This is a genomic window from Vibrio sp. qd031 (genome assembly GCF_002100145.1).
In the GTDB taxonomy this organism is placed as follows: Bacteria; Pseudomonadota; Gammaproteobacteria; order Enterobacterales; family Vibrionaceae; genus Vibrio.
This window is the reverse complement of sequence record NZ_JXQD01000025.1, coordinates 793,777-812,206: the sequence shown is the minus strand read 5'-3', so window position 1 is coordinate 812,206 and position 18,430 is coordinate 793,777. Positions and strand designations below refer to the sequence as shown.

Annotated in this window: 18 protein-coding genes and 1 pseudogene; 12 read left to right on the top strand and 7 right to left on the bottom strand. The window is 45.1% G+C overall.

What is annotated here, in order from left to right; all coding sequences use genetic code 11:
* Positions 1 to 3: 3 nt before the first annotated feature.
* From ST37_RS15635 to ttcA, 6 genes and pseudogenes are all read left to right on the top strand, one after another.
* A complete protein-coding gene (locus ST37_RS15635) occupies positions 4 to 2,361 on the top strand; it encodes a heavy metal translocating P-type ATPase (protein ID WP_084888028.1) in 2,358 nt (785 codons plus the stop codon).
* The gene (ccoS, locus tag ST37_RS15630) at positions 2,361 to 2,516 is read left to right on the top strand and encodes a cbb3-type cytochrome oxidase assembly protein CcoS (RefSeq protein WP_084888026.1); all 156 of its coding nucleotides are present in this window, start codon (positions 2,361 to 2,363) and stop codon (positions 2,514 to 2,516) included. Before ST37_RS15635 ends, ccoS begins: the two co-directional genes overlap by 1 nt.
* On the top strand, positions 2,516 to 3,166 hold the full coding sequence (locus tag ST37_RS15625; RefSeq protein WP_084888025.1) for a sulfite exporter TauE/SafE family protein: 651 nt from the start codon (positions 2,516 to 2,518) through the stop codon (positions 3,164 to 3,166). Before ccoS ends, ST37_RS15625 begins: the two co-directional genes overlap by 1 nt.
* Before the next feature lie 112 nt (positions 3,167 to 3,278).
* Positions 3,279 to 4,028, top strand: a complete 750-nt coding sequence (locus ST37_RS15620) for an FNR family transcription factor (protein WP_084888023.1) — start codon at positions 3,279 to 3,281, stop codon at positions 4,026 to 4,028.
* 127 nt (positions 4,029 to 4,155) lie between these two features.
* Positions 4,156 to 5,100, top strand: a complete 945-nt coding sequence (uspE, locus tag ST37_RS15615) for a universal stress protein UspE (RefSeq protein ID WP_084888020.1) — start codon at positions 4,156 to 4,158, stop codon at positions 5,098 to 5,100.
* A gap of 146 nt (positions 5,101 to 5,246) precedes the next feature.
* Positions 5,247 to 6,098, top strand: a pseudogene (ttcA, locus tag ST37_RS15610) (tRNA 2-thiocytidine(32) synthetase TtcA); the annotation flags it as partial.
* A gap of 156 nt (positions 6,099 to 6,254) precedes the next feature.
* Here the strand turns inward: ttcA and ST37_RS15605 are convergent.
* Positions 6,255 to 6,893, bottom strand: a complete 639-nt coding sequence (locus ST37_RS15605) for a DUF2987 domain-containing protein (protein ID WP_172401013.1) — start codon at positions 6,891 to 6,893, stop codon at positions 6,255 to 6,257.
* 41 nt (positions 6,894 to 6,934) lie between these two features.
* Entirely contained in the window at positions 6,935 to 7,780 is an 846-nt protein-coding gene (locus ST37_RS15600) for a hypothetical protein (protein ID WP_084888014.1), read from the bottom strand.
* A 232-nt stretch (positions 7,781 to 8,012) separates the two neighbouring features.
* On the opposite strand from ST37_RS15600, the gene ST37_RS15595 reads away from it, so the two are divergent.
* Positions 8,013 to 9,044, top strand: a complete 1,032-nt coding sequence (locus ST37_RS15595) for an extracellular solute-binding protein (RefSeq protein WP_084888012.1) — start codon at positions 8,013 to 8,015, stop codon at positions 9,042 to 9,044.
* Between the two features lie 42 nt (positions 9,045 to 9,086).
* On the opposite strand, the gene cobB is transcribed toward ST37_RS15595, so the two are convergent.
* Positions 9,087 to 9,791 (bottom strand): Sir2 family NAD+-dependent deacetylase, encoded by a 705-nt coding sequence (gene cobB, locus ST37_RS15590; protein WP_084888010.1) that lies wholly within the window; start codon positions 9,789 to 9,791, stop codon positions 9,087 to 9,089.
* Between the two features lie 182 nt (positions 9,792 to 9,973).
* Between cobB and ST37_RS15585 the strand changes: the two genes are divergently transcribed.
* The 3 genes from ST37_RS15585 (at position 9,974) to ST37_RS15575 (ending at position 13,572) form a co-directional block, all read left to right on the top strand.
* Positions 9,974 to 12,322: an ATP-binding protein gene (locus tag ST37_RS15585; RefSeq protein ID WP_172401012.1), complete on the top strand. Its 2,349-nt coding sequence runs from the start codon at positions 9,974 to 9,976 to the stop codon at positions 12,320 to 12,322.
* Between the two features lies 1 nt (position 12,323).
* Positions 12,324 to 13,214, top strand: a complete 891-nt coding sequence (locus tag ST37_RS15580; RefSeq protein WP_084888008.1) for a mechanosensitive ion channel domain-containing protein — start codon at positions 12,324 to 12,326, stop codon at positions 13,212 to 13,214.
* A gap of 88 nt (positions 13,215 to 13,302) precedes the next feature.
* Positions 13,303 to 13,572 carry a DUF2960 family protein gene (locus ST37_RS15575; protein ID WP_084888006.1) on the top strand — a complete coding sequence of 90 codons (270 nt, stop codon included), beginning with the start codon at positions 13,303 to 13,305 and terminating at the stop codon, positions 13,570 to 13,572.
* Between the two features lie 70 nt (positions 13,573 to 13,642).
* Here the strand turns inward: ST37_RS15575 and nagK are convergent, their stop codons facing one another.
* Entirely contained in the window at positions 13,643 to 14,554 is a 912-nt protein-coding gene (nagK, locus tag ST37_RS15570) for an N-acetylglucosamine kinase (protein WP_084888004.1), read from the bottom strand.
* A 234-nt stretch (positions 14,555 to 14,788) separates the two neighbouring features.
* On the opposite strand from nagK, the gene ST37_RS15565 reads away from it, so the two are divergent.
* Complete coding sequence (locus tag ST37_RS15565) at positions 14,789 to 15,574, top strand: sterol desaturase family protein (RefSeq protein ID WP_084888001.1); 786 nt, start codon at positions 14,789 to 14,791, stop codon at positions 15,572 to 15,574.
* A gap of 18 nt (positions 15,575 to 15,592) precedes the next feature.
* Positions 15,593 to 16,123: an NlpC/P60 family protein gene (locus ST37_RS15560; RefSeq protein ID WP_084887999.1), complete on the top strand. Its 531-nt coding sequence runs from the start codon at positions 15,593 to 15,595 to the stop codon at positions 16,121 to 16,123.
* Here ST37_RS15560 and ST37_RS15555 read toward each other — a convergent pair.
* The 3 genes from ST37_RS15555 to ST37_RS15545 are packed head-to-tail and all read right to left on the bottom strand — an operon-like array spanning position 16,120 to position 18,409.
* Positions 16,120 to 16,464 carry a DUF3802 family protein gene (locus tag ST37_RS15555; protein WP_084887997.1) on the bottom strand — a complete coding sequence of 115 codons (345 nt, stop codon included), beginning with the start codon at positions 16,462 to 16,464 and terminating at the stop codon, positions 16,120 to 16,122. The two genes, ST37_RS15560 and ST37_RS15555, sit on opposite strands and share 4 nt — an antisense overlap.
* Positions 16,465 to 16,493: 29 nt before the next feature.
* Entirely contained in the window at positions 16,494 to 17,450 is a 957-nt protein-coding gene (locus ST37_RS15550) for a diguanylate cyclase (RefSeq protein ID WP_084887995.1), read from the bottom strand.
* The gene (locus ST37_RS15545; RefSeq protein ID WP_084887993.1) at positions 17,450 to 18,409 is read right to left on the bottom strand and encodes a response regulator; all 960 of its coding nucleotides are present in this window, start codon (positions 18,407 to 18,409) and stop codon (positions 17,450 to 17,452) included. Before ST37_RS15545 ends, ST37_RS15550 begins: the two co-directional genes overlap by 1 nt.
* Positions 18,410 to 18,430: the final 21 nt, after the last annotated feature.

Sequence of the window (18,430 nt, the reverse complement as noted above, 5' to 3'; positions counted from 1 at the left end):
GCAATGACAAAAGAGTGTTATCACTGCGGGGAAGATGTCCCCGCAGGCAGTGATTTTCATGTAGAAATATTGGGTGAAGATCGCGAGATGTGTTGCGTGGGCTGCGAAGCCGTTGCGTCCACTATCGTTGAAAGTGGTCTAACGTCCTACTATCAGTACCGCACAGAGTCTGCAGAGCGTGTCGACTTAGTTCCCAAAGAGCTTGTTGAGTTGTCACTTTATGACAATAAAGACGTTCAAGCCGAGTTCGTGCAGCACCAAGATGGCGTGTTAAAAACAACGCTATCGTTAGAAGGTGTGTCTTGCGCGGCCTGTGCCTGGTTAATAGAGAAACAGCTCAATCAAAAGCCAGGCATTGCGTCTATTCGTGTAAATACGTCGACTCATCGTGCCATGGTTGAGTGGCAAGACGATGCCATTGAGCTGAGTGAAATACTCACGGCTCTACACCAAATTGGCTATAAAGCCGCTCCCTTTGAAGCTGATGCTCAAGAGCGCGATTACCATAACAGTATGAAGCAATACCTATACCGATTAGGTATTGCAGGGCTTGCAACGATGCAAGTTATGATGCTGGCGGTGGCATTATACTTAGAAGTCTTTGGTAGCCTTGAGCCAGAGTTTAAGCACTACTTTAGGGTTGTGAGCTTAATCTTTGCCACGCCTGTCCTACTCTATTCGGCACTGCCTTTTTATATTAACGCTTATCGCAGTCTAAAAGGACGGACGTTGGGGATGGATGTGCCCGTATCACTGGCACTTATCTTTGCGTACGTTGCAAGTTTGTGGGCAACAGTGACACAGCAAGGCGAAGTCTTTTTTGAATCGATCTCGATGTTTACCTTCTTTTTGTTGCTGGGTCGGTTTTTGGAGATGCGTGCAAGACGAAAAGCGGCTGCAGCCAGTGCAAACCTTCTCAAGCTCGTCCCCACATTGGCAACCACCATTGATGGTGAACAAGTGCCAGTGAAAAGTTTGCAAGTTGGAGACAAGTTGCGAGTATTACCAGGAGAGCATATTCCCGCTGACGGTGCGTCGTTATCCCCGGTTGCACATGTTAACGAATCGATGCTGACCGGTGAATCGATTCCTGTAAAGAAAGCCTTCGGAGACCCTGTATTTGCAGGTTCAGTAAACGGTGAAAGCGTCATTGAACTTGAAGTGACAGCGTCACGAAATGACAGCGTACTTTCCAATATTGTTCGCCTTCAAGACGAAGCTCAATATACCAAACCTAAGATTGCTGAAGTGGCCGATGTCGTCGCTCGTTACTTTGTCGCCGTGATATTAGTTATATCTGCATTAACGTACACGTATTGGACCATAAATGGTTCTGATGACGCATTTTGGATAATGCTGTCGGTGCTTGTTGCCACCTGCCCCTGTGCATTATCTTTGGCAACACCCACCGCTCTTACCTGCGGCGCCTCTCAACTTGGGCGCCAAGGGTTGTTGATGAGAAAGTCGCACGTTATAGAAACGCTTTGTAAAGTGAACCACGTCGTTGTTGATAAAACCGGCACACTGACCCATGGGGAATTTACTATCTCTAAGATCGAGTCAGTGGGCGAATTCTCAGAGCAACAAGTGATTGCGCTTGCAAGTGAGCTAGAACGTCATGCTAATCACCCTATTTCTAAAGCGTTCACCGCCTTTGGAAGCCAAGTCAAATTTGACGAAGTGGAAAATGTGGTTGGTAGCGGGGTAAAAGGGATCATAGGTGAGCACGAGTATCGCATTGGCTCTATGGCGTTTGTTCTAAATGGCGAACACCAAAGCGACCCCTCGGTAATATACCTGTCGTGCAATGGTCGCCTCATAGCACGCTTCCATTACAGCGATCCTGTGAGAGAGCAAAGTGCTGACTTTGTCGCTCAACTCCAATCGCTAGGGATTAAAGTAACGTTATTGACCGGAGATATTGAACAAAATGCCCAGCAAGTTGCTCACGAAGTTGGGATAGCTGCGGTTGTGAGTGAAGCCAAGCCGCAACAAAAACTTGAGTATCTACGACAGTTGCCTACAGATGATGTGACACTAATGGTCGGTGATGGTATCAACGATGCGCCAACATTAAGTGGTGCTCACCTGTCGGTGGCTATGGGCAGTGGTACCGACATCGCAAAAACCTCAGCCGATATGGTATTGCTGGGCGATAAGCTTGAAAAGATACTCAGTGGGCGTACCATTGCGTTAAAGACACGTCGTATTATCCGTGAAAACTTGGCGTGGGCATTGGGGTATAACCTCATTATTTTGCCGCTTGCCGTTATGGGGCTAGTCGCGCCATACATTGCGGTCGTAGGTATGTCGGCAAGTTCGCTGATTGTTGTTACTAATTCATTGAGGTTATTGAAGTAATGGAAAGTCTCTACATCCTCATTCCTATTGCAATAGTATTAGTAGCCGTTGCTGTCGGAGTATTCCTTTGGGCAGTTAAATCAGAGCAATTCGAAGACCTTGATCGTCAAGGACATAACATTTTGTTTGAAGATGACGAGAAAAAACAACCTTAATGGACCTTGATTTAGCAGGCGCGTTTGCGGTTGGACTCTTTGGTACTACACACTGTGTCGCTATGTGTGGTGGTATCTCAACAGCGCTCGCAGCCACCACTCAAAAACCAGTCGCGCTCTTTCTATACAGCGTGGGTCGGTTATTTAGCTATTCGCTATTTGGCGCTCTCATCGGTGGCGCTGTTGCAAGCTCGGTAGAGCTAAGTGGTTGGAACCAAGCGCTCAACATACTTCGGGTCTTTGCGGGCATTTTAATGGTTCTATTAGGCTTGTATATTGCGGGTTGGTACAGAGGCATCTCAGTCATCGAAAAAGCCGGTCGTGGACTGTGGCGCCTGCTATCCCCGCTAGCTCAACGCTTGTTGCCACTCAAACATTCTATCTATGCACTTCCGCTGGGTATGTTGTGGGGATGGCTGCCTTGTGGGTTGGTTTATTCGATGTTGAGCTGGGCTGCGATGTCGGGCAGTGCTAGTGGTGGCGCTCAAACAATGTTAGCGTTTGGGATAGGCACGTTGCCTGCAATGTTGTCTCTTGCGTTTTTTGCGCAATACGTGCATAAGCTCACTTCGTCGTCATGGGTACGTAAAACTGGTGGCATATTTCTTATCTTGTTGGGTCTTTATACCTCACTCAACGGTGTGATTTAACCGCTGTTTTTAGCAATTTCCTGCTCTGTTCTGGTGCTCTTAAGTTAAAAACCTATCCATTTTTTATTTAGTTTGGTAAAATATTGACGTACATCAATTATCAGTTAGTACTATGATTTCAGAAAAACCGGCAACAAATCGCGTACAATCAGGTGGCTGTGCCATCCACTGTCAAGATTGCAGCATCTCTCAACTTTGTATCCCTTTCACGTTAAGTGACAGCGAGTTGGATCAACTCGACCAAATTATTGAGCGCAAAAAACCAATTCAGAAGAGCCAAGAGCTGTTTAAAGCCGGCGACGAGCTGAAATCCCTGTACGCTATTCGTTCAGGAACCATCAAAAGCTACACCATCACCGAGCAAGGCGATGAGCAAATCACAGCGTTCCATCTTGCAGGCGATTTGGTAGGGTTTGATGCAATCAATCAAAACAAACACCCAAGTTTCGCGCAAGCGCTGGAAACCTCAATGGTGTGTGAAATCCCATACGAAATTCTAGACGATCTTTCAGGCAAAATGCCTAAGTTACGTCAGCAAATCATGCGATTGATGAGTAATGAAATCAAAGGCGATCAAGATATGATCTTGCTGCTGTCTAAGAAAAACGCTGAAGAGCGTCTTGCCGCGTTTTTGTATAATTTGTCAGAGCGTTTTTCTCAACGTGGTTTCAGTCCGCGTGAGTTCCGTCTTACTATGACGCGCGGTGATATTGGCAACTATCTTGGTTTGACGGTAGAAACCATTAGCCGATTACTTGGTCGTTTCCAAAAAGCCGACATACTGTTGGTAAAAGGCAAGTACATCACGATCAACGATCACGATGCATTAATGACTCTTGCTGGCGTATCAAAAGAGTCGTAATCCCCTATCAAAGTGGCTCACTTAGTGAGTCACTTCAATAAATCCCCAATTTCTTTCTTAAACATATAAAAATTCAACGCTTATTCAGCTACAGTTAAACTAGATCCTACGACATAGTGGTGACTGTATGAGTATTTATAACAACATCTTAGTGGTTGCGGACATCAATAATGATGAGCAACCTGCATTGGCAAGGGCCATGCAATTAGGGCGCAAGAGTAAAAGTCCCTGTAGTGTCACTTTTTTCCTGTCGATATACGATTTCTCTTATGAGATGACCTCGATGCTGTCGAGTGAAGAGCGCGATGCAATGCGCGCAGGCGTTGTGCACCAACGTACACAATGGATGAAAGAAGTTGCTGAACCATACCTGGATAATAACATTACTCTAGATATTAAAGTGATTTGGCATAACCGACCTTACGAAGCAATCATAGGGCAAGTCTACGCGGCAGGGCATGAAATTGTGATAAAAGCGACTAGGCAACACGCCGCTTTAGAATCTGTGCTGTTTACCCCTACCGATTGGCACCTCTTGCGTAAATGCCCTACTCCTGTTTTGCTGGTTAAGAATCATGACTGGCCGGAAAATGGGCATATCGTTGCTTCGGTTCATGTTGGCTCAGAGCAAGAGTCTCACCAAAAGCTCAATCAAGCTATGGTCGAACAGGCGCTGGATTTGTCAGAGCGCTTAAATGCGACACCGCACTTGGTAAACGCTTATCCACTTACGCCGCCCAATATTACGGTCGAATTGCCTGAATTTGATCCTACGCTGTACTCCGACTCGGTTAGAGGCCATCACCTTAAAGCTATGAAGGAGCTTAGGCAGCAGTATGGGTTGCCTGAAGAGCAAACCAGTGTAGAGCAAGGGTTAGCAGAAGACGTGATTTCCAAGTCGGTCGCCGATTTGAAAGCTGGCTTAGTGATTTTGGGAACAAGTGGTCGTTCTGGCTTGTCTGCGGTGTTTATTGGCAACACAGCAGAAAATGTCATTGATAAGGTAGATTGTGATCTCTTGGCGCTCAAACCCGAGGGATACATCAGTCCATTAGATCCTAACAGTGTGTAAGTGACGCAAGGCACTACTTTAGGGGAGCTTTGCTCCCCTTATTGTTGCCTAAATTTTTCTGGACTCGATAGGTATTCTGCGTATCATACCGACTCACTTTTGCCGCAGCTGCGGGTGCACAACTTTAGAGTCAAGGTAACAACATAATGTCAGAGCAACAGACTGAGCTATCGAAAGCGCAACAATACAACTTCAATAAGCTTCAAAAGCGCATACGACGCAATACTGGTCAAGCCATTGCAGATTTCAATATGATTGAAGACGGCGATCGCATTATGGTGTGTTTGTCTGGCGGCAAAGACAGCTTTACCATGTTGGACATCTTATTGAGCTTGAAAAAGAGCGCCCCCGTCGACTTTAGCTTGATCGCAGTTAACCTCGATCAGAAACAACCTGGCTTCCCTGAAGATGTTTTGCCTCGCTATTTAGAGTCGCTAGGCGTTGAGTACAAGATTATCGAAGAAGATACATACTCAATTGTTCAAGACAAAATTCCAGAAGGTAAAACAACCTGCTCGCTCTGTTCTCGACTTCGTCGCGGTATTTTATATCGCAATGCCAAAGAGTTGGGTGCGACAAAAATCGCTCTTGGCCATCACCGCGATGACATCATCGAAACACTCTTTCTAAACATGTTTCACGGTGGAAAAATCAAAGCGATGCCACCAAAACTCGTGTCTGACAACGGCGAGCACGTGGTTATCAGACCGCTCGCATACTGTCGTGAGAAAGACATCATTAAATACGCTGATCTAAAACAGTACCCAATCATTCCATGTAACCTATGTGGCTCACAGCCAAATTTGCAGCGTCAAGCCATCAAGCAAATGCTTAACGGTTGGGACAAGCAGTTTCCTGGGCGTATTGAAACGCTCTTTAGGTCGATTCAGAATGTTGTGCCTAGCCATTTAGCTGACTTTGAGTTGTTCGATTTTAAATCGATTGACCGAGATTCAGGGGTAATTAATGGTGGTGATATTGGCTTTGATAAAGAAGAGTTTAACGATGTATCGCCAGCAGATGACGTCGGTGTACAAGCGTTCGTACCCGGTGAAATGCTCAATGTGACACAAATCGATTAACAAAAAGGCCAGTTCATCAATGAACTGGCCTTTTTGGTTGTTTACGCATTCTGATTCTATGAACTGCGCGAGCTACTGCTGTATGTACGGCATAATACGCGATGGAGATGTTGGCAACGTTGCGACCACCCCATCCTCCAAGTCCGCTAATGTAATGTGCGCTCGATGGCCTGTTATTGGCAGAGTCTGATTGTTGCTAAGCGTCACTTCGCCAGTTTCAAGTTTGATAAACTCTAGAGTAATGCCTGAAATTGTTGGTGCGAACCAACTAGAGAACATCCCACTGATGTCTTCCAACAACAACTGAAATTCTGGAATGACAACTTCAAGGTAGTCCGAATGAATGTCTAGTGCATAGGGTTCGTTGGCGACCAAAGCAACTGAGTAATCACACTGAGTTGTTGAGTCCGTATGAACATAGACTAACGGGTTAGCGCTTTTTAAATTGCCATCCAACGGCAGCGGTAACTTCCCACTTTCTGGGAATGAAAGCGTTTCGTAATGCGCTTCTTTCTCCATCCAAGACTTTTCAATGCTGCAAGGTAGCTGGGTCGTTGGGTTGATAAAGTACACCCCAGTCCCAACAGATGTATACTCTTCGTTTAAGCTGTATTTTAGTTTCGAGTAGAGCTCTGAATAGCTAAAGCGATACTCGGTGGCTTGCGCCTGAAAGCACAGTAGTATGCACAGTGGTGCTATCCACTTATTCATTGAATATTCCTTGTCCGTCTTGAGAGTGTTTTGCTGAGACATTACGCGTCAAAAGTATCATTTCCACCAGAAGGCTTTTGTACGTCAGGCTCACTAGGCTGTGATTCGGTGTGCGTGGTGCTCGACGGATCTGCTTTTGTTGCCACAACGGTCAATGTGATACCAAACATTTCACGGTAAATAATCGCTTTAACGTGGAAGTATAACGGTAACGTAATAACCAAGCCGATTCCATATAAGGCAATCGATAAGAAAACGAAGGTCACCACAATGCTATACAACGCGGCCAGCGGCAAAATTTTACGGTTACAGGCACGCAGTGAGTACCACAGTGACCGCATTGGTGACATGCGTTTTTCACAAATTAACAATACCGAGTGACTAAACACCAGAGACAGGTAGATAGAGAGCATAGGCACTAAGTTGCTAGAAGACGCTTGTAAAATAAGCGAGGCTAGCGTTGCCAGAATAACCGGGACAGTAAAGGCCAACCCTTTAGTAATGTGCGAAAGCTTGGTGTTAAACCCAGTTGCATGGCTCATCGCCATCATACAAAGGCTTGCAAAAATAGGAGCGCTAATCACTTCGTAGCTAAAGTTCGCCATAAATATGGCTTGAAAAATACTTTCGTCTACGGGTGAGTCCATATTGGCGAAGGCATCGATTAACACCCAAATATCGCCCAATTGAAGCTTAAGTGCGGCGTAAAAAATGGACAATTGCAACAGCATCAACAGCAGGATAGCTGGAGTAAATCGAGCAAAGTGTTGCAGCGTTAGTTTCCATGCCTCACTAAGAATGTCTCCCACTTTGAGTGAATACTTTCCATTGAGGGCGCGGTCTATGCTGCCCCCAACATTAATTTTGTTTGTGCTTTGTGTGTCCATGAAGCCAATAAGAGTTCGATTTAGATGCTCGCTAGTATACCTTGTCTAGAGCTGAGCTAAACCTAAAATATGAGGTACAGCACTTTGTATGGTCACAAAAACGACCGCCAATGCGACATGTGAACCTCAATGACTTAATCTTAACAGAATGTGAAATGAGTTTGATTCTTATGTAGGCATGGATATAATGCCAAACCTATATTCATTGACATTAGGTCGTTAACGTAACCACATGATAAGCCCTTTAAGACTCTCTTTGTTGATCCTACCCTTGTTTCCACAAGCGGTTTTAGCGAGTTCTGAGTTTGTCATCGTCTATGAACAGCACCCTCTTACCGACTCTCAATCGGAACGTCTTAGTGTTTTGCTAGAGCGCCCTGTTTCTCAAATTCAGGCCGATAGCTTTGAGGATATCGATACTTACCTCAAAGAGCGCCAAGTTGATTTAATGTTAATAAGCAAAAATCACTACCGTCAATTGCCTCAATCGAAAGTTGAGGTTATCGACAGCGACGTTGACTGGCAGACAGATAATTGGCAATACGTTGATAAAGAGACGGTTTCTTCACATCGTTTCTACCCATACAGTGTCGATTTCACGAGCTTGGCGATCAATGTTGACATGTTGCCAGAGTCGCTCATAAGCAATTGGACGGATGCTTGGGATACGCAATGGTCTGATCAAATTGCGATCACAAAAGACTATCAGTCATTATTTGTCGTAGCGTTACATATGCTTGGCTATGAATTGGATACGACTAATCCCTTAGAGATCCATTCGGCTTATAAACTGCTCGAAAACTGGTTGCCGAACATACATGAGATTTCTAGCAGTACTGAGATCGAAATGGCGTTTTTGTCCGGTGAAATTGTTGTTGGTATGAGTACAAGCAGTGGCGTGTACTCTGTGACCCAAGAAGGATCGCCAATGAAAATGCTGTGGGACCTAGACCCGATTATTCGTACCACCTATGGCTTTTCGGTGCCAAAGGGGGCATTGAGTCGCAAGCAAAGCATAGAAGCGCTCAAGTGGTTAGTAACGGGAAGCAACGCCGCGGAGTATGCGTTGTCGTATCGACGGGTCAGCGCAATTACTGCGAGTAATGACATTTTACCTGCTCACTTTACCGGTGACCCTAACTTATACCCACCTGCAAACAAGTCGACAGAGTTCAGAAATCTTGAAGAATATGCAGGCAAAAGCGAACTCTATAAAGAGTACTTTGATGCCTTATGTGAAGAGCATGAACGATTGGCCTACTAGTCGATCTTCCGTTACCGATTAGACATTGGACATTAAAATAGTCTAAATAATTTCTGCAATGAGCTCTGGCACCACTTGGCTCGCTTTTCCGTACCGCTTTTCAGCAAACTCACTTTCTAGTGCACTAGGTTCGAGGTTTAACTCGATGGTATGCGCACCATGCGCTCTCGCTTCGTGAACGAACCCCGCTGCCGGATAGACAACCCCGGACGTGCCAATAGAGATAAAGAGATCAGCTTGACTTAACGCGTCGTAGATGCGGTTAAGCTGCAGCGGCATTTCGCCAAACCATACTACATGGGGCCTCATTTGCGCCGGTATTTGGCAGCAATGGCAAAGGTCACCCGTTGTAAGGTCACCCTCCTGCACAATCACCTGGCCGCTTACACTGCACTGCGCTTTCAGTAGTTCCCCATGCATGTGCACGATATTTGAACTTCCAGCACGTTCGTGCAAGTTATCGATATTTTGAGTGACCAACAACACAGAGCCGTCGATACTCTGCTCTAGCTGTGCCAGCGCTTCGTGCGCTGGGTTAGGAGCAATAGCGGGATCCAACAAACCTTTGCGTCGTTTATTGTAAAATTGTTGAACAAGATCTGGGTTTGCGTGGAAACCTTCAGGTGTCGCCACATCTTCGATACGGTGATTTTCCCACAGTCCATCATGGGTACGAAATGTTTTGATCCCCGACTCTGCAGAGATACCTGCACCCGTTAGTATTACGATATTGTTGAAGGTTGCCATCCCTGAACTCCCACCTCTATGACCTCACTATAACCATATCAAGAGCATGGCTTTAAAGAAACCTATTGCACTTAGACCTTGGTCGCACCTTTAGTGAAAAAGACATTTTTTGCGACCGGTGTTCGCTTTTTGCCAGTGGCTGACTAAAATTTACCTATAATCATCCACTTATAGCGCTAAGTATGCCTAATTTAAGTTTGCAGTTGAAAACCTTATTGTATTGCTTGCTGTTTTTGGCTAGCGTGCCTAGTTTCGCCATTGATCTGAATGCCGATCAGGCCGCAGTTGCTTCAAAGGATGTTAAAGCCTTACAGCAGAAACGTCTTGAACTGCCTGATCCTGCGTTTCTGGAGGCCAGTCACCAGTCTGAGATTCATCGCTTGCTTGGTGATAGCATCGAACTGCAATCGGTCTATAGAGACAAGTTTTCTAAAGGGATTAAAGAGTACCGTCAAGACATTATTGGCTGGCACGAATTAGAAAACTTAAGTTATAACTTACGCTTGATTGGCACATCTAAAGAGGCGTTATTAGCGAGGTCGTCGTCTGATGTGCAAACACAGGTGACGGGTTTTGGTCCCTCTGGTGTGCTTCAGTTTAAACTTGAGCTCGATATTGCGCAGTTGAACGCTCAGTATATTGTGTACTCTCAAATTCGAAGTTTCAAAAAGCTTATCGCCGATCTTTTCATCTCTCCTATTCCCGTTATTTGGATTGCGCTAAAAGTATTATCTGTGATTGGCGTTCTAATGTGGTGGTTGTCCAACAGCAAGCGCCTGATCACGTTGTTCAAAACCCACTTAATCGACTCAACCGCAAAACCGGGCTTATGGGTTCGTTTAATCTGGTATGTGAGCCGCGCAGCAAACTCTATCGCTTGGTTATTGGCTCTTACCGCGACATTACGTCTATTGTCGAGCATTCCTAGCTTATCTCAATTGGCAGTATTGGAAATCTTTACTTGGTGGATCTTGGGAGGCTCAATAGCGATAAGCTTTATCTTAGAGTTTGTCTATCGAAATAGTAGACGCCGATCTCCCGCTATCACGGCGTTAAGGCTGAGCACTGTTCGTTGGTATATTTGGAGCTTTATCTTGGTGGGGGTGACGCTGCAAATTGCCGAGCGGATGTTAGGTCAAACCACCATATACTATTGGATCCTATCTTTGGTTTGGTTTTGGTTTGCTTTGGTAACGATTAAAGTGTTAAGGAAATGGCGCCCTCTAACCTTTGAAATGTTATCAGAAGTGAAGGACAAACCTGTATGGGTACTTTGGGCTGAGAAGCGCCAAAAAACGCCGCTAATAAGCTGGTTAGCGACAACCATAGGCATTGTGTGGATTGGCTATTCGAATATTCAACACTCCGTTGTAGCAGTGTTATCTCGATTCACATTCTTTAGCCAAGCGCTCGCGTATCTATTCAAAATAGAAGTGGCCAAACAGCACTCCAATGAGCAAAAACAAGGCACATTAAAGCGTGTTCGAGGCGAGGAAGTGTTTCGCTATGTTTTGCCAGGCAATGAAGACAGTACACTGATTCAATATGCTCAACCCGAGTTAAAGCAAGTTGGTAAATATGTGCTAAGCGAAAGTCCCGCAGTTGTGGTGATATCAGGAGAGCGAGGTGTTGGTGTCACAACATTCATGAAGCAACTTTTGCACAAAGTTAAACGTGCAACGCCTATCTATTTGAACTCTCCCTATGCTGGTTATCAAGAGTTAATGAAGCAAATGTCGTTGCAGCTAGGTCTTGGTGACGACGCTACTGATACCGAGATCCTTGCGCACTTGAGGAGCAGTGAACACACGTATCTGTTTGCTATAGACAATGCTCAACGGTTGGTTAAGCCAATGGTTGGTGGGCTTAACGACCTGCTAAAAGTCACTAATCTTTTGCGTCAATCTCAACAGAACCATCGCTGCATGCTGGCTATCGAGAAGTCGAGTTGGCGATTTGTCGACCGAGCACGGGGCGAGCGTTTGCTTTTTGATTGGGTCGCTTTCTTGCCTAAATGGAGTGAGGCTCAGATGGCAGAACTATTACGCAGCAGAGTGTCATCCGATCCTGCCTACCCGCTCTCCTTTGAGGGTTTAAGCGTACCAAAGCAGTGGGACCATGAAGATATGGATGACGAGCAGCGCGCTCAAACGGGATTTTACCGAATTCTGTGGCACTACGCCGATGGCAACCCAACTGTGGCATTACGATTCTTCCGTTACTCACTTAGACGAGATAAATCAACGCAACAAGTGGTCGTTAGGCTATTTCAAGCTCCAGAAGCCGATGAGCTTGAGAAAATGCCCAAACCGATGCTTGCAGTGTTGAGGTCTATAGTGCAGTTAGAAGTCGCCAGCCAAGAAGAGCTGTCACGATGCACCCAGCTTTCTGTGGCCGAAGTGCTTGGGACTTTGCGCTACTTTCAATCACGCGGATACATTGAGTGGTCTGACGATAAAGCCAGAGTCTCCGATCACTGGTTTCGACAAATCACAAATGTCCTTCATCGTCAGCACTTGTTGGTAAAATAATATGCGTAATCTCATTGCTCTTCTTACCGTACTGTTTTCGTCGACAGTGTTTGCAACCGAAGCCATACCAGACGTTGAAAGCTTGCAGCAATTTGCCAGCCTTATCCGTTGGAGTGGTGTGTTCTTTTCTATGGTCATTGTGTTTGCAACCTGGTTGCTGCTGCGCTTTATTGATTCGGTGGTAGAGAACGTGAGTAACCAGTTTGTCCAATATCGCATGGTGCTTCAAAAAGCCCAGTCGTTCTTTCAATTCTTTATGTACGTTTCGTCGGGCTTGGTTGTGTTCATGATTAGTTTTCGAATCAACGATCACATATTGGCTCTGATTGGCGGCACACTAGCGGTATCGGTTGGTTTTGCTTTAAAAGATTTGGCAGCGTCGTTCATTGCAGGGCTAACGGTTATGATTGATCGTCCGTTTCAGGTGGGTGACAGGGTCACATTTGAAGGGAATTACGGCGATATTACGACCATTGGCTTACGGTCTGTGAGAATGCGTACGCTGAATGACGATATCATCACCATACCCAACAACAAATTTTTAAACGAAGTCGTGGTAAGTGGCAACTATGGTGCGCTCGATATGCAAGTCGTCATTCCCTTCTTTGTAGGACTGGATCAAGATATCAATCTTGCGCGTACTTTGATTCAAGAAGCCGCGTCCTCGAGCCGATACATTCACCTTCCTAAACCCGTTGTAGTGTTAGTAAAACAAACCATCACCGACAATTACTTAGCCATCCAACTGACCTGTAAGGCGTATGTGGTCGATACCGCCTACGAAAAGTTGTTTGAAACCGATATTACGCTGCGAGTTATGGAAGAGTTCCAAAAACACGGTATAGCAGCGCCGAGGATTGCGACCGCACAAATAAACTATCAGCCAAACTGATGGGCAATAAAGGGTTGAACTTAGCGCTAATTCGGGGATAATCGCCGCCCTGCACTCGCATTCACTCAATTTCAAACAGGTAATCGGTATGGCTCGTATCATTGAATATGTTTACAAAAAAGAATCTAAAGAATTGCTCTTTTCTTATCAACAGTTTCACTCGATACACGAAGCCGTGGCTAAAGAAGAAGGCATCGACATTACCGACTATCTAAAGATGGAAAAGCAGCTAGAGGCCGTAGCTGACACCAAGGCCGTCAGAGATTACCGAGATACACATTTTAGAAAGTTAGGCTTTGGTACTATTCGCCTAAAGCCAAAAGTGAACCAACCATTGGGCAAAAAGAACCAAGCTTAATCATTGATTATAGTGAAAAGCAAAAAGCCAGAGTGATTCACTCTGGCTTTTTGGCAGGCATAACTAAAAGTTAATCTTTAATATTTAGGAATGCAGCTCCGCGAACACCACCCGAGTCACCGTGTTTCGCTTTCATGATGCGAGGCACGCGTCCAACAGACATCAGGTACTTAGGAATACGCTTAGGCATTTCTTCGTAGATCAATTCAAAGTTAGATAAACCACCACCTAGAGCGACAACATGTGGGTCATTGGCTGTGAAGATATTAGCAAAACAAATGGCCAGCAGCTCCATAAAGCGATCCACGTGCTCAAGGGCTTTAGGCTCTTGATTGTTATACTCGCCAATAATATCAATGGCTTTTTTCTTCTCACCATAGTAATGCTCGTAGATCAGCTCAAAACCACGACCTGAAAGGTAACTGTCTAGGCACCCTTTTTTACCACAGCCGCAACCCAGCAGTGGTGCGTTATCACCAAGATGGAACCAAGCATCGATAGGTAAGCGTGTGTGCCCTAACTCTCCTGCAATGTGTGAATAGCCAGAGAAGACTTTACCGTCAAAAATAAATCCACCACCAAAGCCCGTACCTAGGATCAGGCCTAGCACTGATGGAGAGTCTTTTAACTCGTCGTCCCATGCTTCAGACAGTGCAAAGCAGTTTGCATCGTTCTCAATCTTTACAGGACGTGTAAGTTTTGCTTCAAGATCACGGCGCAGTGGTTTGCCTTTTGCAGCAGGAACATTAACCGTCAGAACCGTGCCATCTTCAGCACTTTCCATACCTGGAAGACCAATACCAATTTTACCTTGCTCACCGAATTGCTGGTCGTATTTTTCAATAAGACCGACAAGGGTATCAATCAGCAGCTGATAGTCATCTGTAGGGGTTGGTACGCGCTCTGTGGCTACGCGATTTAAATCACTATCAAATGCACCAAACTCTATTTTAGTGCCGCCGACATCAAAACCGTAGTACATGGTCAGTTTCTCCTTAGTATGTACAATTAAACCGTTTTGGCTAAACCCTGATCAGGCACAGACAGAACGGCTCAAACCCTAAATTATCCTTATATCTACGCCTGCAATCCGTGACGCTGTGCAGATAAATGACCGAACAAAAGTGCGTTTGAACAACATTTCTTCAATTGTGTTGCCAACCGAAGTCCATTTGATGGAGAATCAGAGTGTGTTTAGCTCAATAAGGCAAATCGTATGGATGCAGGGACACTTCGCGGTACAATCTTTATCGTTTGGTTAGTCGTGTTATTGGTCAGTGAAAGGATCAATCCTCGTCGACCATTTACACCGTTGACAGGCAAACGAGTACTCAATAATTTTGCTTTGGTGGTGCTCAATACTGTGATTGTGTGGATTGTATTGCCGTGGATAGCGTATGACGTGGCAATTTGGGCAAAAAGCCAACAACTGGGACTATTCCATCAACTCACCATTCCCGTGCCAATTAAGTTTGTTTTGAGCATAGTGCTACTGGATCTGGTGATTTATTGGCAACATCGAGTGTTTCACACCTACTCTTGGTTGTGGTCACTGCACAAAGTACATCATGCCGATACCGAATTCGACACCAGCACTGCGCTGCGCTTTCACCCTATCGAAATAGTCCTCTCAATGGTCATTAAAATGGCCGTGGTTTGCTTGCTGGGGATTGACCCTATCGCAGTGATTGTTTTTGAAACGCTACTTAATAGCAGCGCTATGTTCAATCATGCGAACTTGTACCTAAAGCACACACTCGATCGCACTCTAAGGTGGGTGATCGTTACCCCCGACATGCATCGCGTGCATCACTCGGTATTTCGTGAAGAGTGCAATGCCAACTATGGGTTCTTCCTATCTATATGGGACAAACTATTTGGATCCTATGTTGCGCAACCAAAACAGGGTCACAATGACATGGTCATTGGACTCAATCAATTTCGTGATCCTAAAGAAATGGCCGTTCATCGAATGATGTCACAGCCTTTTAGAGATAAATAAGGTAAAACGGGGACCATCATGACAGTTAAATCAAACCGAAGTGCGTTAAGTGCAACAGCGCTGGTGGCCTCTTTAATGCTTTTATCAGGGTGTGCGAACGACCCAATTAATGATCTCTATACTTCCAGTAATGACCTGACGAATCAACACAAGCAAATGCACGGCAGTTTTATGGATAGTTATCAGGCTTGGAAAGGCACTCCCTATCGCTTAGGCGGAAGCACTCGTAGCGGCATTGACTGTTCTGCGTTTGTGCAACAAGTCTATCAGGAGTTTGGTCAGCGCTACCCTAATTCATGGTCCTACACCATGCTCCCAAGAACCACCAGAAAACAATGGCAAGCGTCTAACGAAGTACCAAACAGTCAGGTTCAAGTCGGCGATCTGGTCTTTTTTAGAACTGGGGTAAAACAGCGTCACGTTGGGGTATATTTGGGCAGTTATGATTTTTTGCATGCTTCAACATCCAAAGGAGTGATCATCTCTTCGTTGACCACGCCCTACTGGCGTCAGCACTTTGAAAGCTTTAGACGACCAGACAATCGCTAATCGTATACGGTAACGGCCGAATCAAACATATTCTTGATAAGGCCAACATAGTCTTCTAGAAATTCGACTTGTTGGTTCGTTGCTGGCTTGTTCCAAACACTGCTTAATATCTCTGCAAGGTCCGCGACCAACGCGTCCACTTCTTTTAGTAATTGAAAGCGAATACTGGTGTGCATGGATGGGTTTTGTTCGAATAATGCCATGATGTTTGAAGAAATCATGTCGGTGACGATCTCTTCTACGGTTTCTGTACCCACATCGCCTTGGGAGCTGGCAAATAGAGATAAACTGGTGGCTAAGTACTCAATAAGTGAATGATAGCCTTCACTTTCTACAACCATAATGACTCCTTAACACGTTTATTTAATAACTACTGACTTACTGTCGCCTGATTTCGACCGTTTCGCTTGGATAAATACAGGGCTTTATCAGCCGCCTCAATCCAATTTACATGAGTCGTAAACTGTTGAGAAAACTCGCTAACACCTAGACTAATAGTAAAGCTTAAACTCTGAGACTCATGTGTAACCTGCAGTTTTTCGACTCTCTTGCGCAGCCGATCAGCAAAAAACATTGCTTGGTCTGAACTTGTATTTGGTAATAATACTGCAAATTCTTCACCACCGTAGCGACCCACATAGTCAGAATCGCGAGCGGTCTTTGACACCATTTTAGCCAGTTGACGTATTACTTCATCCCCTGCGGGATGACCGAAGTTGTCATTGACGCGCTTAAAGTGGTCGATATCAATCATCACCAATGTATCAGTTCGTTTATGTAAACCACAATAATGAAAATGGTTTTTGAGCTGAGCTTCCCAACTTGAGCGATTCAAAAGCTGCGTGAGGCCATCGGTTTGACTAAGCTGCGACAGCTTTCTATTGGATGCGTTAAGCTCCAGCTTGTTCTGAGCGATGTCGGTAACATCTTGTAAGATGATACTAAAATGGGTGACTTGTGCTGTGAGGGACTTAAGCGGTGTGATCACCATATTTTGATACATGGTGTCCATGCCGTGAGTTACCGGTGAGTAGTTTTTAAACTTAAACACATACGGCCGATCTTCCCAGCAGGAGAATCCTTTGGTGCTAAGTTTGCCGCAGGTGTTAAGTTTGGCGATTAGCCACTCGACGGGCAGATCAGGGCAAGCATCAAATAGGTTTTTATGCATGATCTTATCGGCTCGGATCCCGCTGTAGGATTGCATAAATGTGTTCCATGCGACCACATTAAAGTCCAAATCTATTACCACAAGTCCGGAGTCCATATTGTCCATGATCTGCATAGCCCAATGGAAATCAGACAAATCCATGGTAATGTTTTTCATTAGAAAGTCTCCATAATGTCGTAAATTGCTTGTCGAGATTTATCATCGAGCAAAAACAACACTTCACACTCAAAGTTAAGATGCTCGGTGCGATAGGTAAATTCAATAGTAAACACTTGTGCGTGTTGTTTTGAGTCTTCGACTTTGTACCTATCGGGGGTCAGAGTCGTTGGCTGCCTTAGCACCATGTCGACGTTGAGCTGCTTTGACAACGACGTTAAAAATGACGCAACTAACAGGTTACCAATGTTTAGTACTATCTCGTTGAACGTAGAGTGTTCTCGAGAGAACCCAAGCTTTTCGCCAATAAGAGCAATGTCAGCCCCTTCCATACACACAATGGCTTCACCATGCAGGCCACTCCCAACAAATCGCTGAGCAACAGCAATTGAGGTTTCTCGATCCAAAGCATCAGTGATCATCATATCCAATTCACTGCTTTCTAGTGGGCCAACATTAGGAATGGGTAATGTGATGAACTCACCAATGAAATCGGACACAACCGCCGCCCCTGCGCCCAATGCGACATTGCAAATTTCTTTGAACTTGATGGCTGGTGAAATGTTATCGTCTTGATGAGCATTGGTTTTATCTGGTTTCTTGATAAGGCCAAGCTGCTCTAAAAGAGATTCAAACTTAACTTTTTCGAAGGGCTTTTTGATGAAGGCATAGGCGCCTAACGAGTAGCATCGATCGATCGCCTGTTGCTGAACATCTCCAGACACTACGATGGTTTTTAGAGGGTGATCCGTGATAGGCAGATGTGCCAATACTTCAAATCCATCCATTACTGGCATTGTGAGATCGAGAAACAGAATGTCAATGCGTTCTGCTTTCATTATTTCTAAAGCTTCAGCTCCGTGCTCGGCAAAAAGTATCGGATGATCTGTGTAGTGGGTTATCGTACGAGCCAGCGATTTTCTCGCTAGGCCGGAATCATCACAAATTAGAATTTTCATTATACAGTATGGCGGTCCTTT

Bases quoted from the DNA above. Each gene is read 5' to 3' on its own strand.
- ST37_RS15605 (WP_172401013.1), bottom strand. From the start codon at position 6,893: ATGAATAAGTGGATAGCACCACTGTGCATACTACTGTGCTTTCAGGCG.
- ST37_RS15595 (WP_084888012.1), top strand. From the start codon at position 8,013: ATGATAAGCCCTTTAAGACTCTCTTTGTTGATCCTACCCTTGTTTCCA.
- ST37_RS15565 (WP_084888001.1), top strand. From the start codon at position 14,789: ATGGATGCAGGGACACTTCGCGGTACAATCTTTATCGTTTGGTTAGTC.
- ST37_RS15635 (WP_084888028.1), top strand. From the start codon at position 4: ATGACAAAAGAGTGTTATCACTGCGGGGAAGATGTCCCCGCAGGCAGT.
- ccoS (WP_084888026.1), top strand. From the start codon at position 2,361: ATGGAAAGTCTCTACATCCTCATTCCTATTGCAATAGTATTAGTAGCC.
- uspE (WP_084888020.1), top strand. From the start codon at position 4,156: ATGAGTATTTATAACAACATCTTAGTGGTTGCGGACATCAATAATGAT.
- cobB (WP_084888010.1), bottom strand. From the start codon at position 9,791: ATGGCAACCTTCAACAATATCGTAATACTAACGGGTGCAGGTATCTCT.
- ST37_RS15620 (WP_084888023.1), top strand. From the start codon at position 3,279: ATGATTTCAGAAAAACCGGCAACAAATCGCGTACAATCAGGTGGCTGT.
- ST37_RS15585 (WP_172401012.1), top strand. From the start codon at position 9,974: ATGCCTAATTTAAGTTTGCAGTTGAAAACCTTATTGTATTGCTTGCTG.
- nagK (WP_084888004.1), bottom strand. From the start codon at position 14,554: ATGTACTACGGTTTTGATGTCGGCGGCACTAAAATAGAGTTTGGTGCA.
- ST37_RS15600 (WP_084888014.1), bottom strand. From the start codon at position 7,780: ATGGACACACAAAGCACAAACAAAATTAATGTTGGGGGCAGCATAGAC.
- ST37_RS15560 (WP_084887999.1), top strand. From the start codon at position 15,593: ATGACAGTTAAATCAAACCGAAGTGCGTTAAGTGCAACAGCGCTGGTG.
- ST37_RS15550 (WP_084887995.1), bottom strand. From the start codon at position 17,450: ATGAAAAACATTACCATGGATTTGTCTGATTTCCATTGGGCTATGCAG.
- ST37_RS15545 (WP_084887993.1), bottom strand. From the start codon at position 18,409: ATGAAAATTCTAATTTGTGATGATTCCGGCCTAGCGAGAAAATCGCTG.
- ST37_RS15555 (WP_084887997.1), bottom strand. From the start codon at position 16,464: ATGGTTGTAGAAAGTGAAGGCTATCATTCACTTATTGAGTACTTAGCC.
- ST37_RS15580 (WP_084888008.1), top strand. From the start codon at position 12,324: ATGCGTAATCTCATTGCTCTTCTTACCGTACTGTTTTCGTCGACAGTG.
- ST37_RS15575 (WP_084888006.1), top strand. From the start codon at position 13,303: ATGGCTCGTATCATTGAATATGTTTACAAAAAAGAATCTAAAGAATTG.
- ST37_RS15625 (WP_084888025.1), top strand. From the start codon at position 2,516: ATGGACCTTGATTTAGCAGGCGCGTTTGCGGTTGGACTCTTTGGTACT.